The organism is Serratia sp. 14-2641 (assembly GCF_001692375.1).
GTDB lineage: Bacteria > Pseudomonadota > Gammaproteobacteria > Enterobacterales > Enterobacteriaceae > Chania > Chania fonticola_C.
Window position 1 is genome coordinate 15,292 of record NZ_LXKR01000088.1, and the last position, 20,824, is coordinate 36,115.

Here is a 20,824-nt window from a genome sequence, read left to right on the forward strand (position 1 = left end):
CCTGAGTATCGAGTTATTGAATGGTGTAACCGCCGTCAACCACCAGATTGCTGCCGGTGATCATGCTGGCCGCATCGCTTGCCAAGAACAGCGCGCTGGCGGCAATATCCTCGGGTTCGGCAAAGCGCCTTAGGGGAATTTTCTGCTTCATTTGTTCCGCAACCTCACCTGACCATGCTTTGCGCCCCAACTCGGTCAGCACCACCGTGGGTGAAATGGCGTTTACCCGCACGTTGTGCGGCCCCCATTCCAATGCCAGAACCTGGGTCAAACCAATCACGCCGGCCTTGCTGGCGCAGTAAGCCAGATGATTGGGTAAGGCGACTACACCGGCCTGCGAGGCCAGGTTGATAATGCTGCCACTGCCCTGACGAATAAAATAGTGACCCACGGCCTGACTGGTAAGGAACACCCCTTTCAGGTTCACCGCCATAGTGTTATCCCAAGCGTCTTCGGGCAGTTCTTCCGCCGGATACAGCGCGACGATCCCGGCGCTATTGACCAGTACATCCAGCCGCCCGAAATACGCATTGGCCTGCGCAACAGCCTGTTCTACCGAGGCTTTGTCGGTAACGTCCATCACGATGCCCAACGCCTGCTGCTCATCCAGCTGTTGGGCAATCTGCACCACCTGTGCAGCACGATCCAACAGCACAACCTGCGCACCGTTTTGCAGATAGCATTTGGCAATAGCCAGACCTATTCCCGCCGCGCCGCCGGTTATCAACGCCACTCTCCCTTGCAAGGCTCCCTTGCTTTGACCAGTAATCATAGAAAACTCCCTCAAACGGTTAGTTACGCCAGGCTGTGATGATTTTCTTCCACGGCGGCAGGCACGGCTTTAGGCAAGGTGACATATTTCATCAATACGCCGCTGAACAAATACAGGCCGGTGAAAATCCAAATCACCCCACTGCTCCCCAAGCTGCCAATAAACAACCCTACCACTGCCGGGCCAACGAAGGTGCTCAAACCCGCGCCGAGATTCAGGATCGACATGGCGGCACCTTTATTCTCCGGGGCCAACGTCGGCATAATGGCCGAAAGAGGCACAAAGGCGGCCAGGCAAGCACCGAATAGCCCGGCGGCCACGACGGTCAGCAAAAAATTGGGGCCAAGGAAATAAGGCACGTAATAGAACATCAGCGTGGTGACGGCGCAGCCGACGCAACCGAACCACATGACGACGTTACGCCAGCCCAAGCCGTCGCTGATCACCCCAAAGATCAGGTTGAAGATAATGTTCACCGTCCACAGTGCCGCATACATCTGTAGCCAGTCAGTGCGGCTAAACCCGATATCCATCATGTACATCGGCATAAACACCACGAAGCCATACGCCGCAGAGGTATTGATGGTGCGGACAATGCCACCCAGGCCGATTTTCGGGTTCTCAAACGCAATGGTGATCCCCTTTAGCACATAGCTGAGAGAGGCTTTTTGCTTGTCCCCCATGTCGCTATGGCCAGGGGTGCGGTTAAGCATCAGTGCGATCATCGCCCCGAGCACCACAAAGATTAATGCGCTCCATAAGGTATGAATTTCCCCCAGGAACGGCAGCATGATGCTGGAGTAGAGCACGCCCAGTACGCTCAACCCACCGCTGTAGACAAACCAGAAAATCCCCACGGCGGAACCCAGCCTCTCCGGCGGGGCCTCATAGGCGACCCACACCAGAAAACCATAGGCAAACAGGGGATAGCCCAGCCCGCGCAGCGCATAGGTCGGTATCATCACCGACAGGTTATTACTGGGTAATCCCCACACCAGAAAACACACCGAGCCCAGCAAGAACAGCAACAACCCGGCCAGCATGACGCGGCGAGCGGTAAAGATTTCCGCCAATACGCCGGAAAACCAGGCGGAGATTGCCGCAGCAAAACCGTAAACGCTAAACAGCAGCGCAGATTCCTGAATGGTTAAGCCTTTGCCGATCAAATAGGGTGAAAGCCAGCCTTGTTCCAGCCCCTCCCCCATCATAAAGACCAACACACCGGCATAACCGAGCATTAATTTTGGTGACAGACCAATGCGATGAATCAGTCCATTCAGCATAAAACACCCCAGCACATTGAATTGTGGAGGTGCAGGCTAGCCCGCACCCGAAGAATGATGCAGGCATTACAGATTTGGGTTGAGCACCACTTTGATTGAGCCGATGCCCCGTTTCATCATGGCGAAGCCTTCAGCAAACTGCTCAAGTGGCAACGTTTGAGTGACGACGCCTTTGGTGGGCAGATCGCCATTGCGTATCCCTTCAATCACCAACGGATAACAATAAGGGCCCAGGTGCGACCCGAGCACGTCCAGCTCCTTACGATCGCTGATAATGCTCCAATCGACGGTCACCGGATCTTTAAACACCGAGAACTCGACAAAGGTGCCCAATTTGCGGATCAGCATCAGCCCCTGTTCGACAGATTGCTGCGCGCCGGTGGCTTCAATGTAGATATCGCAGCCGTAGCCTTCGGTCATGTCCTTAACGATCGCCATCACATCATCGCGCAGTGGGTTCAGCACGATGTCAGCACCAAATTCTTTCGCTAACGCCAGGCGCTCGTCAGACAGATCGAGCACCACCAGCTTCGATGGGCCAGATTTTTTAATCGCCCCGATCATCCCCAACCCCAGCGTTCCGGCCCCGGCCAGCACCACCACGTCACCCAGTTTGATATTGGCGCGCTGTACCGCATGGAAAGAACAGGCATAGGGTTCGATCAGAATGGCGTCCTCGATCGGCATATCCGCAGGAACGTGGTAATTGATGGCCTCTTTGGTGAACTTCATGTATTCCGCCATACCGCCATTAACGTTCTTCTGGAAGCCATACAGATCGTGTTTCTCACACATCCAATACTGGCCACGGTTACAGAAGCGGCATTGCCAGCAGGGGACTATCTGTTCAGAGATCACCCGATCGCCCAGCTTAAATCCCTCAACGCCTTCACCATATCCCACTACGTGGCCGATAAACTCGTGGCCAGGGATCATCGGCGCTTTGATATAAGCCGGTTGTTTTTCATCCCCCCAAAAGCTGGCGGCCCCTTCAAACGCTTTAACGTCACCGGCGCAGATGCCGCAGGCTTCAACTTTCACCAGGATCTCTTTCGGGCCAATTTTCGGTACCGCCACAATCTCTAGGCGATAGTCCTTCGGGGCATAGGCCACCACCGCTTTCATGGTTTCAGGAATGCCTTCGGCCATGTTTGCCGCTGTTACGCAGTTCTGACACATAGTTCTATCCTCGGGTAGGGTTTATTTTTATGATCATAAGTACACACAAAGAACAAATAAACATTACATACTCTCAACATGTTTGCCCACCACCAACCTTTGAAATTGTGATCCTGCTCAAGAAGCCCCCTTAAAGTCATCAAAAAGGCCTTTATACCGATTTATTCGTGACGTTAATCACCTTTAGTGACCAAACACTCTTAATAAAAACAAAAACAAATGAACATCAATTGAACATTTGATAAATGATGGTTATGGTAATAGCCATGACGCGCCACCGGGGATCGTCAGCCTTACCCTTGACCAGCAGGAGATGTGTTATGCAGCCTATTGCGATTGGCGCCGATGATGCCGCCATTGAACTGAAGAATGTGATCGTTGCTTTTCTGCAACAACGCGATATTTCGGTCACCGACTACTCACCGGGAAGCGATACGGCCCCCGTCGGTTATCCCGATATCGCCTTTCAGGTGGCACAGGGCATTAAGGATGGGAAACACCAACGTGGCATTTTGCTGTGTGGCACCGGTATTGGCATGAGCATTGTGGCCAACAAGGTCCCGGGGATCCGCGCGGCACAGTGCCATGATACTTATTCGGCACAGCGCGCACGTAAAAGCAACGATGCACAAATCATCACGCTTGGCGCACGCGTTATTGGCCCGGAACTGGCGAAATCGATCGTCGAAGCCTGGCTGGGCTCTGAATTTGAAGGAGGGGGATCGGCGCCCAAGGTGGCAAGAATAGGCTATTACGAACAGGTCGTTGGCCAACGCTGAACCCAATGCCGATAAAGCGTCAATGCGTGGGGGCCCGTAGCAAGCCTGCATTTGCGCCCCCCATTGTTTCTATCCATTGCAACAATCAGAAAAAGCGTATTTCATTCATCAGCCATATGATGCATGGTGTTAACCATAATGAAATACGTTCTCATTTACTGTTATGACTTTGGGCAAGGAGCTTATAAATGAATCAATTAGACGCACTCAAACAGTTGACCGTAGTCGTTGCCGACAGCGGCGATATCGAATCCATCCGCCAGTTCGAACCGCAGGATGCCACCACCAACCCTTCGTTAATCCTCAAGGCCGCGGCGCTGCCGCAGTATAAATCGCTGATCACCGAAGCGCTGGAGTACGCCCGCCAGCAAGGCGGCAGCAAAGAAACCCAACTGATTAACGCCAGTGACAGACTGGCGGTGAATATCGGGGTAGAAATTCTAAAAAGCGTGCCGGGCCGTATCTCCACTGAGGTGGATGCCCGCCTATCCTTCGATCGCGGTATGTGCGTGGCCAAAGCACGCAAGCTGATCGGCATGTATCAAAACCAGGGGATTGATAAATCCCGCATTCTGATCAAGCTGGCAGCCACCTGGGAAGGGATCAAGGCGGCCGAAGAGCTGGAAAAAGAAGGCATCAACACCAACCTGACGCTGCTGTTCTCCTTTGCTCAGGCCCGTGCCTGCGCCGAAGCCGGTGTCTATCTGATTTCGCCGTTCGTTGGCCGTATCTACGATTGGTATCAGGCCAGACAGCCGATGACCGATTACGATGCAGAGCAGGATCCGGGCGTGAAATCCGTTCGTACCATTTATGAATACTACAAACAGCACCGCTATCAGACCGTGATCATGGGCGCCAGCTTCCGTAAAGTTGAGCAGATCCTGGCGTTGGCGGGGTGTGACCGTTTGACCATTGCGCCAAACCTGCTGGAAGAGTTGAAGCAAAGCAATCAGCCTATCGAACGTAAACTGACACCGTCTACCGAAGGATTTTACCAGCCTGCGCCACTGGCCGAGGCTGAGTTCCGCTGGCTGCATAACCAGGATGCCATGGCGGTTGAGAAGTTGGCCGAAGGCATTCGCCTGTTCGCCGTCGACCAGCAGAAGCTGGAAGATATGCTGATCGCACAGCTGTAACGTGATGATAAATAAGTGAGATCGGCAAAGCAATTGCCCCTCACCCTAACCCTCTCCCACAGGGAGAGGGGACCGATCGAGTTCGTTGATTACTCTGTGTAATACCCTATCTTTCTTCTTCCTAATCCCTTACGTGGCTCGAAAATTCGGCGATACGCATTGGATTGGGGGTCGCTCGAGTTTGCTGAGATTATCTATTTACCTGCAAAAGAGCTGGGGCAAACAGCTCCCTCTCCCTGTGGGAGAGGGTTGGAGTGAAGGAAACTACTCCATCACCCGGTGGATCTGCAAATACTGTAACAGCATGATGGTTTTACCATCCTTGATGCGACCATCGGCGATCATCGCGATTGCCTCACCAAAGGGCAATTCCACCACTTCAATATCTTCATCCTCGATGCCACCACCGCTGGTTTGCCGTTCATCATCCTGGTACTCGGCAATAAAGAAGTGGAGTATTTCCGTCACGCCACCCGGTGACATGTAGGCCTCAAAGATCTTTTGCACCTTCGAAACCTGAAAACCGGTTTCTTCTACCGCTTCACGGCGGGCGCACTGTTCAGGCTGATCGTCATCCAGCAGCCCGGCGCAGGCTTCCAACAACATGCCCGTGGCATTGCCGTTGACGTAGGTCGGCATGCGGAACTGGTTGGTCAGCACCACGGTGCCCTTGGCGCGGTTATACAGCAAAATGGTCGCCCCGTTGCCCCGGTCATAGACCTCGCGCACCTGTTCGATGGTTCCGCCATTTTTACGCTTTAACTCAAAGGTATATTTATTCAAAACGTACCAGTTGTCCGATAACAGCTGCTTTCTGATATTTTCAATTTTTGACGACATTTTCCCTTCTTCCGTTAGCCAACGCACTGCAACCTTTGGCCACTAGCAAAGCGCAGCCACGGCGGATTTGCAACAAAAAACCCCGCAGGCCTTGCAGCGCTGCGGGGTTGATATCCACCGGAGTTAGAATCCGTTAGGGATCCCGTGCATGTCCGGCAGTTTATGTGCGATCCCTTTATGGCAATCGATACAGGTTTTGCCTTCGGTGATGGCTTTATCATGCATCTTGGCCGCCACGGTTTTCTGCGCGGTGAAATCCATATACTCGAAGTTGTGGCAGTTACGGCACTCCTGCGAGTTATTGGCCTTCATACGCGCCCATTCGTTGCTGGCCATGGTCAGACGATGCTCTTCAAACTTCTGTGGCGTGTCGATAAGGCCAAACGCCTTGGCGTACAGCTCTTTACTGGCCTTCAGCTTACGCAGCATCTTTGGTGCCCACTCATGCGGAACGTGGCAATCAGGGCAGGTGGCACGTACGCCACTGCGGTTGTTGTAGTGCACCGTCTCCATATACTCTTCGTAGACGTTTTCACGCATCTCGTGGCAGCTGATACAGAATTTTTCGGTGTTGGCCGCTTCCATTCCGGTGTTAAAACCGCCCCAGAAAACGATCCCGGCGACAAAGCCCAACAGCAGCAAAGTCCCCAGAGCTAGCCTGCTCGGCCTGCGCCACCAGCGCCATAGACGACGGATCGGTCCGGCCTTTTTCTCGGATGTTGTGGTATTACGTTCGGCCATAGCTCCCCCGCTTAGTGCCCAAAGCCCTGCATAGGCTTGAAATCATTGCCGATGATAGGTGCCGCATCGGTTTGTGGTACGTGACATTGCAGACAGAAATAACGGCGTGGAGCGACTTCACCCAGCACCTTGCCATCGCTGTCCATAAAGTGTGTCGGGCTGATACGCGGTGCGCCGGTGGTGCGATAGTGCTCCACGCCGTGGCACTGCAAGCAGCGGTTAGTGTTTTTGCTAATCTGGTAGCCGTCGACACTGTGCGGGATCATCGGCGGCTGGTTGACATAGTTTAGCGCCATCTTTTCCTGCTGCTTGGGCATTTTGATCTGCCCTTCAGCCGTGCCGGAAACCTCTGGCGATTGCTTGAGATCGACATCACTGGCGGCAAACGCGGCACTGGCAACTACCAGTGTTAACAGCGCGCCCCACAGGGAAAGCTGCTTTTTCAGGACATTGCTGGTCATTTTTTGGCTCCCGAATAATGAAATTTGCTCTTAATTTCGAATACGTTTTCTGCACAAACGTCGATACAACGTCCGCAGGCAATACAGGCATCACTGGCAACCCGTGGTGTACCTTTTTTTACTAATAACGGCTCACGCAGGATCTGCGGTTCTGGGCAAACATGAAAACAATCCATGCAGCGAGTACAGTTGTCACGCTTCTCCGCGCTGATCTGCACCATACCCTGGCTACCAATGACGCCATACAGCGCTCCCATTGGGCAAAGATGGCCACACCAGCCGTGTTCGACCACCAGCAGATCGAACAGGAACAGCGCCACAATCAGCCAGATGCCTGCACCAAATGCGGCACCCAACCCTTTCAGCCAAGCTAACACGCCCTCCCCACTGCCGTGGATCAACCCGCGCCCCATCAGGGCAACCGGATTAATCCATTCCCAGAGCAGCGTGCCACTCACGGCACTGCCAACCAGTACGACAAGCAAGATGCCATAGCGCAGGGAACGAGGCAGGCTGGCCGATTGACGCAAACCTAACTTGCGCCGTAGCCGGGCCGCCAGATCGGTCACCGGGTTAACCGGGCAAACCCAGCCGCAAAACACCCGATTACCGATCAGGCCATAGATCAGCACTACTACCGCGCCTACCCATACCAGCCAGGCTGGCCAATGCCCGGCCAACAGGCTTTGCAGCATCATCAACGGATCCGTTAATGGAACCGTCTCCGCCAATAGGCTGGCGCTGTAGTTGCCCCGCAGGATCCAGATGCCCCACAGCGGCCCCGAGAGAAACATCAACAGGATCAACAGTTGGCTGCAACGGCGCAGGATCAGGAAGCGGTTGCTACGCAACCAGCCATGGCGCAGACGGGCATCACGCCCGGCTTCAGCGACTGGATTAGCCATCATTCACCTCCCTTTACGCCGCGTGCCGGCAATGTGAGGCCTTCCGGCACCAGTGAATGCCCTGCACGCTGCTTTTCCTGCCAGCCCCAGCGATAGTGTTCACCCAATTGGCCACGCGCCAGTTCCATCGGTAACACCTTGATCGCCGCCTGCTCAAGCACACAAGCCTGCTCACACTTGCCACAACCGGTACAATCCTGGCTGTGAACCGTCGGCAGAAACATGGCGTGCTTGCCGGTACGCTCGTTATGTTGCAGATCCAAGGTGATGGCCTTGTCGATCTGCGGGCAAACGCGGTAACACACGTCGCAACGCAGCCCCTGCCAGTTCAGACAGTTTTCATGATCCAGCAACACCGCCAGCCCCATCCGCGCCTGATCGATATCCGTCAGGTTCGGATCCAGCGCACCGCTCGGGCAGGCCACCACACACGGGATGTCTTCACACATCTCGCAAGGGATATCCCGCGCCACAAAGTACGGCGTTCCCGCCGCTCTCGGCGACAACAGCGTCGCCAGTTTCAGCGTCTGGTACGGGCAGGCTTGCACACACTGACCACAGCGAATGCAGGCGCTATCAAACGCCCCCTCGGCCAGTGCTCCTGGCGGCCGCAGGGCCAGGCCATCACGTGCCTGAGACTGCTTTTGTTGCAGCCCCAGCAGTACGCCTATCCCTGCCAATCCCGCCACACTGCGAGCCGCATCCCGCAGGAAGCGACGCCGGGCCGGTGTTTTATCTCGTTGCTGGCTCATTCCGTTGGCCTTATACCTTCTCCAGTTTTACCGCACACTTCTTGTAGTCGGTCTCTTTCGACAGCGGATCGGTGGCGTCCAGCGTCAGGTTATTGACCAACTGCGCGGCATCAAAGAATGGCATATACACCAGACCTTTCGGCGGGCGGTTACGGCCACGGGTTTCGACAATGCTCACTACTTCACCACGGCGTGACAGTACCTTCACCTTGTCGCCACGGCGTAGATTGCGGCTCTTGGCGTCCAGCGGATGGATAAACAGCACCGCCTCTGGGAAGGCTCTGTGCAACTCTGGCACCCGGCGCGTCATCGAGCCGGTGTGCCAATGTTCCAGCACGCGGCCAGTGGACAACCACAGATCGTATTCCTGATCCGGGCTTTCTGCCGCAGGTTCGAACGGCAGTGCGAAGATCACCGCTTTGCCGTCTGGCTTGCCATAGAAGCGCACGCTTTCACCGGCCTTCACGTAAGGATCGGTTCCTTCACGGTAACGCCACAAGGTTTCCTTGCCATCCACCACAGGCCAGCGTAAACCGCGCGCCTTATGATACATATCAAAGGCGGCCAGATCGTGACCATGGCCACGGCCAAACCCGGCATATTCTTCAAACAGCCCTTTCTGGATGTAGAAACCGAACTCGCGCGACTCGTCGTTCAACTGGTCGGCCGGGATCTCTTCCAGCTTGTACTTGTTCACTTCACCATTGACGAACAGCACGTCGTACAGGGTTTTGCCACGGTATTCCGGCTTCTGGTTAATCAGCTCCGCTGGCCAGACTTCTTCCACCTTGAAGCGTTTGGCAAATTCCACCAACTGCCACAGGTCCGACTTGGCCTCGCCCGGTGCTTTCACCTGCTGATGCCAGAACTGAGTGCGGCGCTCAGCGTTACCGTAAGCCCCTTCTTTCTCTACCCACATCGCCGTAGGCAGGATCAGGTCGGCAGCCAATGCGCTCACCGTTGGGTACGGATCGGAAACCACGATAAAGTTGCGCGGATCGCGCCAGCCTGGCATGCGTTCTTCATTAATATTTGGCCCGGCCTGCATGTTGTTGTTACACATCACCCAGTAAGCATTCAGCTTGCCGTCTTTCAGCGCACGGTCTTGCGCAACCGCGTGCAACCCGACTTTTTCTGGGATGGTGCCCGCTGGCAGTTGCCATTTCTGTTCGGCAATCTGGCGGTGTTTCTCATTGGTCACCACCATATCTGCTGGCAGGCGGTGGGAGAACGTCCCCACTTCACGCGCGGTACCGCAGGCGGAAGGTTGGCCAGTCAGCGAGAATGGCCCGCAGCCTGGCTTAGAGATCTTACCGGTCAGCAAGTGTAGGTTGTAGCAAAGGTTATTAGCCCAGACGCCACGGGTATGCTGGTTGAAGCCCATCGTCCAATAAGACACGACCTTCACATTTGGGTCGGCATACAGTTTTGCCAGCGCTTCCAGTTGGTCTTTTGGCACGCCGCTCATTTCGGCGGTCTTTTCCAGCGTGTATTCCGCCACAAAGGCTTTGTAATCTTCGAAGCTCATCGGCTCCGAAGCATCGCTGCCTGGGTTCTTCGCCGCTTTCTCCAACGGGTGGGTTGGGCGCAGGCCGTAACCGATATCGGTCACCCCTTTGCGGATATTGACGTGCTGCTTGAGGAAATCCTGGTCAACCGCGTTGTTCTGAATAATATAGTTGGCGATGTAGTTCATGATCGCCAGATCGGTCTGCGGGGTGAACACCATGCCGTTATCCGCCAGCTCGAAGCTGCGGTGTTCAAAGGTGGAAAGGACCGAGACGTTGACCTTGTCGTTGCCCAGGCGGCGGTTGGTAATGCGCGACCACAGGATCGGGTGCATTTCCGCCATATTGGAGCCCCACAGCACGAAGGCGTCGGCCTGCTCGATATCATCGTAGCAGCCCATCGGTTCATCCATGCCAAAGGTGCGCATAAAGCCGACCACGGCAGAAGCCATGCAGTGGCGAGCGTTTGGATCGAGGTTGTTGGAACGCAGACCCGCTTTGAACAGTTTGGAGGCCGCATAGCCTTCCCATACCGTCCACTGGCCGGAGCCGAACATGCCTACCGCCTCTGGCCCTTTTTCTTTCAGTGCCCCTTTGAATTTTTCTTCCATCACATCGAAGGCTTTTTCCCAAGTGATGGGAGTAAACTCACCTTCTTTGTCATACTGCCCGTTCTTCATGCGCAGCATTGGCTGTGTCAGACGATCCTTGCCATACATGATCTTGGGCAGGAAGTAGCCTTTAATACAGTTTAAACCCCGGTTAACCGGAGCATCCGGATCGCCCTGCGAAGCCACGACCCGGCCATTTTGGGTACCGACCAGAACACCACACCCAGTGCCGCAGAAACGGCAAGGTGCTTTGTCCCATTTGATTTCGTCACCGCTGCCGACCACGGCTTGGGCGACCGTTGGGATCGTCAGCCCGGCAGCTGCGGCAGCAGCCGCGGCAGCGTTCGCTTTCATGAAGTCTCGACGACTGAGTTTCATGGCATTACCTCACCTTGCTCATCCTGCTGGTGATAAACCAGCGACACTGCCAACACGCCTTCCAGATTGCGCGCCGACTCAATTTTTTCCAGCAACGCCTGGGAGCGTGCTGCTTGCATAACGACGACCAGCTTGCCCTGCTGTTGATCCTGTGCCGGAATTTCCGTATCAGGGATTGCCAGCAATGCCGAGATCAGCGCCGGGAATTTGTCAGGCCGGGCCTGCACCATCAACCCGCTTACGTGCCATTCACTGCTCATTATTTTCACTCCGGGTTATTGCAATCGCCGAGGTCGGGCAGCCGGCAACGCAGGCACCACAACCATTACACGCCGCCGCCTCGAGCGCCGGTTGGGCTATACCGCCTAACCGTGGCCGAAAACGGATTGCCTGCGTTTCACAACTGTCCTGACAGCTGCGACATTCTACCCCCTGCATCGCCAGGCAAACGGCCGAAAACGACGCCACTTGTTGCCAGGGTTGGTGCTGGGGTGGGTAAAACAGTGGGGCTTCGCAGGCATCTGCGCATTGTCGGCAAAAGGTACATTCCGCGCGTTGGAAATCGATTTCGGGATAACCGCCACTGCCGCTGATCAATACACCGGTTTCGCAGGCGTTAACGCAGGCCTGACACCGGGTACAACCCGCAAGGAAGAGAGGGGCTTCACGCGACCACGGGGGACGGATCGCATCAGTTTGATGACGCCATTGTCCGCTGAGCAATCTGCGTCGCGACAATTCGGCCATTCGGGTTATCCTTCAAAGTTGGCAACACGCGCGCGTGTAAAAATTATTTAGTGTGACTTTATTATTGTTTGTCTCGCACCTCGGGTAAGAGGCAAGGATAAAATAGGCTTATCGGAGGGGGTAGATAATCACCCTAAATAGGTAAAAGTAGGTATTACTTGCGCCAGATCAATCACTGATAGCCGATATAGGGCATTTTGCCAACGGTAGGCCGCCCAATCGCTATTTACTTGATTATATAGCGAAGATTGGTTTTGGCGGTAAATCGGCCGTTTGCTCAAAATCGCCATGCTTTTTGCCAGCAAAAGTTATAATTTGACGGCGCATAACACTCCGGCCAATAACCATAAGGACGCTTAATTGCTCGTAAAACGCTCAGTGACAGGCAGCCTGGCGAAGGCGCTGATAGCTATCGTGATCCTTTCCGTGCTGTCCACCGGACTGGCACTGACCACCGTGGCCGGCAGCCTGCAAGATGCCGAAGCGATCAATATCGCGGGATCGTTGCGCATGCAGAGCTACCGGTTGGCGTATGAGCTCACTAACGGTTCCGCTGAAGTGCAGCAGCACCTGGTACAGTATCAGCAGTCGCTGATGGCTCCGGCCCTGCTTAAACTCGATCGATTTTATGTGCCTGACGATGTGCGGCAAAAATACCTGACGCTGCGCCAAGCCTGGCTGGTACTGGAAAAACAGATCCTGGCCGGAAACCCGGAAAACTATCAGGCTAACGTGGCCAGCTATGTCAATCAGATCGATCATTTTGTCTTGGCTTTGCAGCGCTACTCTGAACAAAAGCTGACCATCGTAGCGACGATCAGCGTGATGGGCTACATCGCCATCATTGCCCTAGTGCTGTTCTGCATCCGCTTTATGCGCCGCCAAGTGGTCACTCCACTCAAACGTCTGGTGGACGCCAGCCTGCGTATGCAACAACGTGATTTTAATCATCCGCCGCTCGACGTTTCATTGCCAAATGAACTGGGCGTCCTGTCGCAGACCTTCACCACCATGTCTGGCGAATTGGCGAAGCTCTACCAGTCACTGGAACAGAAGGTGCAGGAAAAAACCGAGCGGCTACAGCAGGCCAACCGCACGCTGGAGGTGCTCTACAGCTGCTCTCAGGCGCTGAGCGTTGGGCAGTTGGATCAGCGGGCGTTTGAGAAGGTCCTGCATATCATCAAGCTGAGCGAACAATTACATTGTATCCGGCTCAATGTGGAAGACAGCCTCAGCCAATGGCAGGTCAGCAGTGGCGAACCCGTGGCGGAGCTGGCCTGGCATTCACAGGTGATTATGCAAGACAACAAACCCTTGGGTAGCCTGAGCTGGCAACATGAGCAACAGCCGCCCCACCCGCACCTGATGCAAAGCGTGACCAATATGCTCAGCCGCGGGGTTTACTTTAACCGCGCACAAAAGCAGCATATGCAGTTCCTGCTGATGGAGGAACGCGCCACCATTGCCCGTGAACTACACGATTCGTTAGCCCAGGCCCTCACTTTCCTGCGCATCCAGCTTACGTTGCTCAAACGTACTCTGACCGGTCATTCATCGCAGGCAGATGAGATCATTGATGATTTTGATCGGGCGCTGGCGGATGCCTATCGCCAATTGCGCGAACTGCTGGCCACCTTCCGGTTGAGCATTCAGGATGCCGATCTGAACGCCGCGTTGCAGCAGGTATTGGAACCATTAAAACTGCTGACCAGCGCACGGATTCAGTTACACTGTCGGTTAGCCTCACAGGCGTTGAATGCCCAACAACAGGTTCATGCGCTACAGATCGTGCGTGAAGCCGTGCTTAATGCCATCAAACACGCCGATGCACAGGAAATTGTGATCCATTGCGAAGTCTCCGCCAGCGGCGACAACGAGATCACCATTTGTGACGACGGCTGCGGCATCGACAGCCTGGATGAACCGGAAGGCCATTACGGGCTAACCATTATGAGCGAACGCGCATCGCGCCTGAACGGTACGTTACATATCAGGCGTGGCAATGCCGGGGGCACGGAGGTCTGTCTTAGCTTCCCGCCCTAAGGGCTAACAGCATTGCACGGCGGCCATTCGAGCCGAGCGACAATGCTAATTACTACTATATTTTAAGAGTCAGCTTTACTGCCGGCAGTACGCAGTGGCTTTACTCGCTACAGGGAGCAAGTTTTATTGTGATGAAAAATTACCGAGTAATGATCGTGGACGATCACCCGTTGATGCGCCGTGGTATCAAACAGTTGCTGGGGCTAGATCCTACTTTCACCGTGGTGGCAGAAGCCAGCGGCGGTGCTGAGGCGATCGCCCTGGCGGCTCAGTTCACGCCAGACGTGATCCTGCTCGATCTGAACATGAAGGGTCTTTCCGGGCTGGATACGCTGAAAGCACTGCGCGATGAAGGGGTAGATGCACGCATTATCGTGCTGACCGTTTCCGACTCCCGCAGCGACGTCTATGCGCTGATCGATGCTGGCGCCGACGGCTACCTGCTGAAAGACAGCGAGCCAGAACAGTTGCTGGAGCATATTCGCCAGGCCGCCGAGGGCCAGAACGTGATTAGCGATGCGGTCGCGGACTATCTCTCGTCTCGCAGCGAGCAACACGATCCCTTTGCCGCTCTGACCGAGCGTGAACTGGATGTCTTGCAGGAAGTGGCGCGCGGTATGTCAAACAAGCAGGTCGCGGCGCAGTTGCATATTTCTGAAGAGACGGTGAAAGTGCACATCCGCAATATGCTGCGCAAGCTCAACGTGCGTTCGCGCGTGGCAGCAACCGTGATGTATCTGGAAGCGAAAAGCCAGTAATGCTTCCCCGGCACGCCGGGGAACATTCAACCAATGGCCGCCAGCAGCATCTCATGATGCTGATTAATCCAGCTTTGGCTTAGCGGGCCCCAGTTTGCCAACTGGTAATAGCCATCGTTATTACGCTTCCCCTGCTGCACAAAGTGCAACTCCAGGCCCAGGCCTGGCAAAGCTTTGAGTACATCCTGCAACGTACGGCGCGGCCAACCGGTCAGTTCCATCAGGCGCGGAACGTTAGGGCGCTCATTGCTGCTGATCAGCCAACACAGATAAAGACGACGAGCAAATACCGGGTTAATTTCCATGCTTAACTCCTGCTGAGGAAAACGTCCTGATTATTTCACCGTAACGCCATAAAATCGCCATAATGACGCATTTCGTGGTGGTGCAATGTGTAACTGTAGATTTCTACTACTGTTATTTACATTATCTCCTTTTTTTCTCCACGCTTTATCTGCGCTTGACGAGTAAAGTGCAGTGGCACCTTTGGGTACAATCAAATCCTGCGACAGCCCGGCCACCAGTCAGCGCCAGGCGTAAGCATAACTGATGCAGTCAAAAATAGAATAAGTCACAACGAGGTTCATGCCGCATGGCCAACTTTTTTATTGATCGCCCGATTTTTGCCTGGGTTCTGGCAATTATTCTTTGCCTGACGGGGACGTTGGCGATTTTTTCTCTGCCTGTCGAACAATATCCGAACCTCGCTCCGCCAAACGTGCGTATCAGCGCCTCCTATCCGGGGGCATCAGCACAAACGCTGGAAAATACCGTTACCCAGATTATCGAACAGAACATGACCGGCCTCGACAACATGATGTATATGTCGTCCCAGAGCACCAATACCGGCCAGGCCTCGGTTACGCTGACCTTTGATGCAGGCACCGATCCCAACGAGGCAATGCAACAAGTACAAAACAAGCTGCAGGCCGCCATCAAGCGGTTGCCACAGGCAGTACAGCAACAAGGCGTAACGGTGTCAAAATCGGGCGATACCACGCTGATGATGGTGGCCTTTGTCTCCAACGATGGCAGCATGGATAAGCAGGACATCGCGGACTACATCGTCTCCAACCTGCAAGACCCGCTCAGCCGTATTAACGGCGTGGGCAGCATGGATGTTTACGGTTCACAATACGCCATGCGTATCTGGCTGGATCCGAACAAGCTCACCAGCTACCAGCTCACCACTCAGGATGTAGTCAACGCCATCAGTTCACAGAACACCCAGGTGGCAGTGGGCCAGTTGGGCGGCTCCCCTTCTGTGGATCAGCAGGCGCTAAACGCCACCATCAATGCTCAATCCCAGTTGCAAACGCCGGAGCAGTTCCGCGAGATAACGCTGCGCGTCAATCGGGACGGTTCCCTGGTCACCCTCGGTGACGTTGCCACGGTGGAATTGGGCGGGGAAAACTATAACTACCTCAGCCGTTACAACGGCCTGCAGGCCGCCGGGATGAACATCAAGCTGGCTTCCGGTGCCAACGAATTGCAAACCGACCAGTTGGTGAAAGCCAAGATTGCCGAGCTTTCACAATATTTCCCGCACGGGCTGGAAGCCAAGATCGCCTATGAGACGACACCGTTCGTGCAGGCGTCGATCCATGACGTGGTAAAAACCCTGCTGGAAGCCATTTTGCTGGTATTTTTAGTCATGTACCTGTTCTTGCAGAACTTCCGCGCCACGTTAATTCCCACTATCGCCGTTCCGGTGGTGCTGTTGGGCACCTTTGCCATCCTTTCGGCCTTTGGCTACAGCATTAACACCCTGACGATGTTTGCCATGGTGCTGGCGATCGGCCTACTGGTTGATGACGCCATCGTGGTGGTGGAAAACGTGGAACGCGTGATGAGCGAGGAAGGTCTCTCACCCAGGGACGCCACCCGTAAATCCATGGGGCAGATCCAGGGCGCGCTGGTGGGGATAGCCATGGTGCTTTCGGCGGTATTTATTCCCATGGCCTTCTTCGGCGGCACCACCGGCGCCATTTATCGCCAGTTCTCGATCACTATCGTTTCCGCAATGGTACTTTCGGTGCTGGTCGCCATGATCCTCACCCCGGCCCTGTGCGCCACTATTCTCCAGCCGATCGCCAAAGGCCATCATCACGGCAAGCGCGGTTTCTTCGGCTGGTTTAACCGCATGTTCAACCGCAACACCGAACGCTATGAACGTGGGGTAGCGCGCGTGCTGCATCACAGTGTCCGCTACATGGTGATCTACCTGTTACTGCTGGCCGGTATGGCAGTGCTGTTTATCAAACTGCCGACCTCGTTCCTGCCGCAGGAAGATCGTGGCGTGTTCACCGTACAGGTGCAGTTGCCTGCAGGCTCCACACTTCAGCAAACCACCAAGGTGGTGGAAAAGGTCGAGCACTACTTCCTGACCAAAGAGAAAGCCGACGTGCTGTCGGTGTTCTCCACCATCGGTGCCGGGCCAGGCGGCAACGGTCAGAACGTCGCACGCCTGTTCTTGCGCCTGAAGGACTGGGATCTACGCAGTTCGGGAGCCAATAGTTCGTTCGATATCATCGAGCGTGCCACCAAGGCCTTTAGCAATATCAACGAAGCGCGCGTGATCGCCAGCAGCCCGCCAGCGATCACCGGGCTGGGGAACTCTTCGGGCTTCGATATGCAGTTGGAAGACCACGCCGGGCTGGGGCATAGCAAACTGATGGAGGCTCGCGATCAATTGCTGCAGTTGGCTGGGAAAAACCCGCAGCTATCGCGCGTGCGCCATAATGGCCTCGATGACAGCCCGCAGTTGCAGATCGACATCGATCAGCGCAAGGCACAGGCACTGGGCGTGTCGATCGACGATATCAACAGCACCTTGTCAACCGCCTGGGGCTCTACCTACGTCAACGACTTTTTAGACCGCGGGCGAGTGAAGAAAGTGTACGTTCAGGCCGGAGCGCCCTTCCGCATGCTGCCAGAGGACATCAACAAGTGGTACGTGCGTAACAACAGCGGTGGGATGGTGCCCTTCTCCGCCTTTGCGACTTCCCATTGGGAATATGGTTCACCGCGTCTGGAACGCTACAACGGTAACTCCACGGTAGAAATCGTGGGCGAGGCCGCCTCGGGCGTCAGCACCGGTACCGCGATGGATGAAATGGAAAAACTCGTCAGCCAGCTACCGACCGGTTTCGGCCTCGAATGGACCGCAATGTCCTACCAGGAACGCCTGTCCGGTTCACAGGCACCGGCGCTGTATGCCATCTCGCTGTTGGTGGTATTCCTGTGCCTGGCTGCCCTGTATGAAAGCTGGTCGATCCCGTTCTCGGTCATGTTGGTAGTGCCGCTGGGGGTGATCGGCGCCGTTACGGCCACTTGGCTACGAGGGCTGGAAAACGATGTGTACTTCCAGGTGGGACTGTTGACGATTATCGGGCTGTCGGCCAAGAACGCTATCCTGATCGTGGAATTTGCCAGCGAGCTGAACAATAAAGGCCAGGATTTGATGGCGGCAACGCTGGAAGCTTCTCGCCTACGCTTGCGCCCTATCCTGATGACCTCACTGGCGTTTATCTTCGGCGTTCTGCCAATGGCCATCAGTTCCGGTGCAGGTTCTGGCAGCCAGCATGCGGTAGGCACCGGGGTGATGGGCGGTATGATTTCCGCCACCGTTCTGGCGATTTTCTTTGTCCCGCTGTTCTTCGTATTGGTACGCCGCCGCTTCCCTGGTAAAGCGCTGCCTCACCATCACGATAGCCAATAGCAGACGTAAAAAAAGCAGCTTCGGGAAACCGAGGCTGCTTTGCTAAAGACTTAATATTGTTACCCTAGGTGCTTTAAATAAAAACAAACCAATTAGCCTTATTCAAGCTTTAAACCCTACATGGTGTTAGTTACCTAACATCTCATCAATAAAGTCTTTCCAATTTGTTAACTCACGATCAACCATAATACTGACTACCTCCGTTTATTGGACGCAGGGATTCTACGCCGGTTTTTTGACCAAGTGAAGCCTTTTGGGAACGATGCCAGTCAAGAAAATCCAGGAGTGGAGCATATTTCCAGATTAATCAAAAACCTACCCTTTCTTTAGCGTTCTGGAAGGTTTACGGGGTAGCGGATACCTACGTAAAGTTGAATTTATCCTACACAATCAACACGACAATTTTAATGTGCTACAAACAAGATCATTCCAATATAGTCACCTGCATCATCCTGTTATTGATACACTCCTTTATGTATGGCTTGAAATTGCACCTTAGATAGCTATCCTAACATTTCATTAATATGAAATAAGGCTGGAACCCATGAAAAAAATAACTCATAAAAAGGCGGCCAATGTTATTGGCGGTAATCATTTGGTGTGTGGTAACACACGCTACTTATGGATAAGAAATGACGATGGCAGCGGCAACTATGTCTGTATGAAGAGGGATGAATGCAATATACCTGGTGATGACAAATTAGGTAACCCGCAAATCCACTTTAACAGAGTCGCCGCTTCATTCTGTGGGCGATAATTAACATCCGTTAATTTATCCGGCGTCTTTTTATAGACACCGGATGTTCAACGTTCAGCCTTACCCAAAAATGCGTGAGTGATTATTGATTTAAAGTAATCATGACGTGTCGCTATCCCTCTTTTTCCGGTTGCCTGCGCTTGAGAATACGCTGATACCATGGCTGAGGCACGGGGTGAACAATATGTCGCAGCGCTCGGGCGTAATCCATCACCAGCCCTGGTGTCCAGGCCATTGAGAGTGCCCTTCTGCGTACCTGCGCGGCAATCCACAGTTCCGGCATGGTCAAAATACGTAATGTGCCCAGCCAGCTTTTACTCTGTTTGGCAAGCACACCATCCAATGAGGCTTCCAAGGCATAGGCAACACTACTGGAGCAGTTACGCGACGTCAGATTGTAGATTTTAGTCAGCTGATAGCCGCTCCAAAAACGTAGCAGCGCCGAGCTGTTATAACGGTGAAACTGGATCTGCCGATTCGAATCGCACCAGTTGGCCGCCTCGGTAACATAGTCCGGCTGGAAAGTGCCGGGCACGTCATTTTCTCGCGTCGCCTTCAACACATTGAGAAACTCTGAAGGAGAACGATCGATATCTGCCGCTGGATACAGGCTGATATAGATGCTCGGTACCAGTTCCAATGCAGCATGTCCGGTGGAGATAACCCCTTGAGCATCCACTGCCGCGATATAGCGATTAATGACTGGCCGGGGGATTGGGGTCGCACTCGCCGTTCCTTCCGGGGTCCAGATATGGACGGTTAAAGGCTGTTTAAAATCAATGCTGGGGGCAACCACCTCGGCTGGCCGAGCCGCCGATTTCTTTCCAAAGACGTAAAATATCTCAGTAGGTACCAACAATTCAAACACCGAGGTGCCGTCCCTTAAAAGGTTGGCCCGCCTGGCTAATTGCAGGATATTGATGCCACTGACAACCATCAATGTGCCCAGGAAAAACGATATGGTGGCCTTGTAATGCACCGGATAGGGGCTAAATATGAGCATGGCGAACAGTATCTGAGCAATGCCGCTGACCAGCGCATTCTTCCAGCGCGGAAACCGCACGATCCAGGCAGAAGCGATCATAAACAAGCCAATAACGAAATAGGAGAAACCGAATATGATTGCCAGTAGCAAATTACTGTAGGGTTTGTTCGCCAGGATCAGCAGTGCGACAACACAAAAGATCCCGCCCTTGAAATAAAGCACCGCTTTCTGCGCCCCAACCCCGCTGGAGGCAATACTCAACGTGACCAGGCTCTCCAGAAGCATCAGGGCACCAAAAACCTGTAAGGGAAAATAGAGCACGCCATCAAGGCCATCGATAAAGATACCGATCCCCATAAGCCCCCAGATAATCCCGATTACGCCCAAAAATTTGGCTTTGGAGCGCACAAAATCAACGCCGAATAATAACAGGGCAATCTGGATCACTGCTGCAACTCTCCGCAA

19 protein-coding genes are annotated in these 20,824 nt (G+C 54.2%); 6 read left to right on the forward strand and 13 right to left on the reverse strand.

Going from position 1 to position 20,824, the window contains the following annotated elements; genetic code table 11:
* Window positions 1–13 precede the first annotated feature (13 nt).
* From A6U95_RS25395 to A6U95_RS25405, 3 genes are all read right to left on the reverse strand, one after another.
* Complete coding sequence (locus tag A6U95_RS25395) at window positions 14–772, reverse strand: SDR family oxidoreductase (protein ID WP_065686509.1); 759 nt, start codon at window positions 770–772, stop codon at window positions 14–16.
* A 23-nt stretch (window positions 773–795) separates the two neighbouring features.
* Window positions 796–2,055, reverse strand: a complete 1,260-nt coding sequence (locus A6U95_RS25400; RefSeq protein ID WP_065686510.1) for an MFS transporter — start codon at window positions 2,053–2,055, stop codon at window positions 796–798.
* Window positions 2,056–2,121: 66 nt separating this feature from the next.
* Window positions 2,122–3,234: an alcohol dehydrogenase catalytic domain-containing protein gene (locus A6U95_RS25405; protein WP_065686511.1), complete on the reverse strand. Its 1,113-nt coding sequence runs from the start codon at window positions 3,232–3,234 to the stop codon at window positions 2,122–2,124.
* Window positions 3,235–3,554: 320 nt separating this feature from the next.
* Here A6U95_RS25405 and rpiB point away from each other — a divergent pair, with 320 nt between their 5' ends.
* Together rpiB and tal are read left to right on the forward strand one after the other, a co-directional pair.
* Window positions 3,555–4,013, forward strand: a complete 459-nt coding sequence (rpiB, locus tag A6U95_RS25410; protein ID WP_065686512.1) for a ribose 5-phosphate isomerase B — start codon at window positions 3,555–3,557, stop codon at window positions 4,011–4,013.
* Window positions 4,014–4,201: 188 nt separating this feature from the next.
* Window positions 4,202–5,152, forward strand: a complete 951-nt coding sequence (tal, locus tag A6U95_RS25415) for a transaldolase (protein ID WP_024484505.1) — start codon at window positions 4,202–4,204, stop codon at window positions 5,150–5,152.
* A 264-nt stretch (window positions 5,153–5,416) separates the two neighbouring features.
* On the opposite strand, the gene nudK is transcribed toward tal, so the two are convergent.
* The 8 genes from nudK to napF form a co-directional block, all read right to left on the reverse strand.
* Window positions 5,417–5,992: a GDP-mannose pyrophosphatase NudK gene (gene nudK, locus A6U95_RS25420; RefSeq protein WP_065686513.1), complete on the reverse strand. Its 576-nt coding sequence runs from the start codon at window positions 5,990–5,992 to the stop codon at window positions 5,417–5,419.
* A gap of 123 nt (window positions 5,993–6,115) precedes the next feature.
* Window positions 6,116–6,733, reverse strand: a complete 618-nt coding sequence (gene napC / locus A6U95_RS25425; protein ID WP_065686514.1) for a cytochrome c-type protein NapC — start codon at window positions 6,731–6,733, stop codon at window positions 6,116–6,118.
* A gap of 11 nt (window positions 6,734–6,744) precedes the next feature.
* On the reverse strand, window positions 6,745–7,194 hold the full coding sequence (gene napB, locus A6U95_RS25430; protein WP_021178725.1) for a nitrate reductase cytochrome c-type subunit: 450 nt from the start codon (window positions 7,192–7,194) through the stop codon (window positions 6,745–6,747).
* Entirely contained in the window at window positions 7,191–8,099 is a 909-nt protein-coding gene (gene napH / locus A6U95_RS25435) for a quinol dehydrogenase ferredoxin subunit NapH (RefSeq protein ID WP_065686515.1), read from the reverse strand. The genes napB and napH overlap by 4 nt, the downstream gene beginning before the upstream one ends.
* Window positions 8,099–8,851, reverse strand: a complete 753-nt coding sequence (gene napG, locus A6U95_RS25440; protein ID WP_021807091.1) for a ferredoxin-type protein NapG — start codon at window positions 8,849–8,851, stop codon at window positions 8,099–8,101. Before napG ends, napH begins: the two co-directional genes overlap by 1 nt.
* Before the next feature lie 10 nt (window positions 8,852–8,861).
* Window positions 8,862–11,348, reverse strand: coding sequence for a nitrate reductase catalytic subunit NapA (gene napA / locus A6U95_RS25445; RefSeq protein ID WP_065686516.1), 2,487 nt, complete (start codon window positions 11,346–11,348; stop codon window positions 8,862–8,864).
* Complete coding sequence (napD, locus tag A6U95_RS25450) at window positions 11,345–11,611, reverse strand: chaperone NapD (RefSeq protein ID WP_166735081.1); 267 nt, start codon at window positions 11,609–11,611, stop codon at window positions 11,345–11,347. The genes napA and napD overlap by 4 nt, the downstream gene beginning before the upstream one ends.
* A complete protein-coding gene (gene napF, locus A6U95_RS25455) occupies window positions 11,598–12,095 on the reverse strand; it encodes a ferredoxin-type protein NapF (RefSeq protein WP_021807093.1) in 498 nt (165 codons plus the stop codon). Before napF ends, napD begins: the two co-directional genes overlap by 14 nt.
* A 360-nt stretch (window positions 12,096–12,455) precedes the next feature.
* On the opposite strand from napF, the gene narQ reads away from it, so the two are divergent.
* Window positions 12,456–14,138 carry a nitrate/nitrite two-component system sensor histidine kinase NarQ gene (narQ, locus tag A6U95_RS25460; RefSeq protein ID WP_065686517.1) on the forward strand — a complete coding sequence of 561 codons (1,683 nt, stop codon included), beginning with the start codon at window positions 12,456–12,458 and terminating at the stop codon, window positions 14,136–14,138.
* A gap of 125 nt (window positions 14,139–14,263) precedes the next feature.
* Window positions 14,264–14,896 (forward strand): nitrate/nitrite response regulator protein NarP, encoded by a 633-nt coding sequence (gene narP, locus A6U95_RS25465; protein WP_024484513.1) that lies wholly within the window; start codon window positions 14,264–14,266, stop codon window positions 14,894–14,896.
* A gap of 26 nt (window positions 14,897–14,922) precedes the next feature.
* Here narP and A6U95_RS25470 read toward each other — a convergent pair whose 3' ends face one another.
* Window positions 14,923–15,201 (reverse strand): helix-turn-helix domain-containing protein, encoded by a 279-nt coding sequence (locus A6U95_RS25470; RefSeq protein ID WP_065686518.1) that lies wholly within the window; start codon window positions 15,199–15,201, stop codon window positions 14,923–14,925.
* 287 nt (window positions 15,202–15,488) lie between these two features.
* On the opposite strand from A6U95_RS25470, the gene acrD reads away from it, so the two are divergent.
* Together acrD and A6U95_RS30935 are read left to right on the forward strand one after the other, a co-directional pair.
* Window positions 15,489–18,617: a multidrug efflux RND transporter permease AcrD gene (acrD, locus tag A6U95_RS25475; RefSeq protein ID WP_065686519.1), complete on the forward strand. Its 3,129-nt coding sequence runs from the start codon at window positions 15,489–15,491 to the stop codon at window positions 18,615–18,617.
* 544 nt (window positions 18,618–19,161) lie between these two features.
* The gene (locus tag A6U95_RS30935) at window positions 19,162–19,374 is read left to right on the forward strand and encodes a DUF4762 family protein (protein ID WP_139102464.1); all 213 of its coding nucleotides are present in this window, start codon (window positions 19,162–19,164) and stop codon (window positions 19,372–19,374) included.
* A gap of 112 nt (window positions 19,375–19,486) precedes the next feature.
* Here the strand turns inward: A6U95_RS30935 and A6U95_RS25480 are convergent, their stop codons facing one another.
* Window positions 19,487–20,806, reverse strand: coding sequence for a peptidase (locus A6U95_RS25480; RefSeq protein WP_065686520.1), 1,320 nt, complete (start codon window positions 20,804–20,806; stop codon window positions 19,487–19,489).
* Between the last annotated feature and the right edge of the window lie 18 nt (window positions 20,807–20,824).